1 protein-coding gene is annotated in these 1,394 nt (G+C 71.6%); it reads left to right on the top strand.

Translation table 11 applies throughout. The annotated features are described in order from the left end of the window. Positions 1 to 143 precede the first annotated feature (143 nt). Positions 144 to 1,394 (top strand): DNA polymerase III subunit gamma and tau (locus HET64_RS38450; protein ID WP_215111854.1); only part of this gene is annotated, 1,251 nt, incomplete at its 3' end.

Genomic DNA, 1,394 nt, shown 5'->3' with positions numbered 1-1,394 from the left:
GCCCTTTGCGTTCCTGGGGGGCGGGCAAGGGCGGCCCCCACGGTTCCGGGTGGAGCGGCGACGTGCGCTTGTGCGGAGGCCCGGGGGTGAGGGCTCGGGCGGTGTGGGGCCGGTTGTCGGTCGGCCCCGATAACCTCGTAGGTGTGTCGTCCCTTGCGCTGTACCGCCGCTACCGCCCCGAGTCGTTCGCCGAGGTCATCGGTCAGGAGCATGTCACTGACCCGCTCCAGCAGGCCCTGCGGAACAACCGGGTCAATCACGCGTACCTGTTCAGCGGGCCGCGCGGGTGTGGAAAGACGACCAGCGCGCGCATCCTCGCCCGCTGTCTGAACTGTGAGCAGGGGCCCACGCCGACCCCGTGCGGGGAGTGCCAGTCCTGCCAGGACCTCGCGCGCAACGGGCCGGGGTCCATCGATGTGATCGAGATCGACGCCGCCTCGCACGGTGGTGTGGACGACGCCCGTGATCTGCGCGAGAAGGCGTTCTTCGGGCCCGCCTCCAGTCGTTACAAGATCTACATCATCGACGAGGCGCACATGGTCACCCCGGCGGGCTTCAACGCCCTGCTGAAGGTGGTCGAGGAGCCGCCGGAGCACCTCAAGTTCATCTTCGCGACGACCGAGCCCGAGAAGGTCATCGGGACGATCCGGTCACGTACGCACCACTATCCGTTCCGGCTGGTGCCCCCGGGGACTCTTCGCAGTTATCTCGCCGATGTCTGCGGGCGGGAGAACAGCTCCGTCGAGGACGGCGTCCTGCCGCTCGTCGTGCGCGCCGGGGCCGGGTCCGTGCGTGACTCGATGTCCGTCATGGACCAGTTGCTGGCCGGTGCCGGCGACGACGGTGTGACGTATGCCATGGCCACCTCGCTCCTCGGGTACACCGACGGCTCCCTGCTCGACTCGATCGTCGACGCCTTCGCCGCCGGCGACGGGGCCGCCGCCTTCGAGGTCGTCGACCGGGTCATCGAGGGCGGCAACGATCCGCGTCGGTTCGTGGCGGATCTCCTGGAGCGGCTGCGCGACCTGGTGATCCTCGCCGCCGTGCCCGACGCCGGGGAGAAGGGGCTCATCGACGCCCCCGCCGATGTCGTCGAGCGCATGCAGGCCCAGGCCTCCGTCTTCGGTGCCGCCGAGCTGAGCCGCGCCGCCGACCTGGTCAACGACGGGCTCACGGAGATGCGGGGGGCCACCTCGCCGCGGCTCCAGGTGGAGCTGATCTGCGCCCGGGTCCTGCTGCCCGCCGCCTACGACGACGAGCGGTCGCTGCAGGCCCGCCTCGACCGGCTGGAGCGCGGGGCCTCGGCCGCCGCTGCCGCCGGGTTCGCCGCCCCGCCCGCCACCGCGGCCCCGATGGGGTACGCACCGGGCCCCGACGCCCACGTCCCCCAGGCC

Origin of the sequence: Streptomyces sp. McG3 (assembly GCF_018619185.1) — a bacterium.
Classification (GTDB): Bacteria; Actinomycetota; Actinomycetes; order Streptomycetales; family Streptomycetaceae; genus Streptomyces.
The sequence above is the reverse complement of the archived record's forward strand: the minus strand, read 5'-3'. Positions and strand labels throughout refer to the sequence as shown.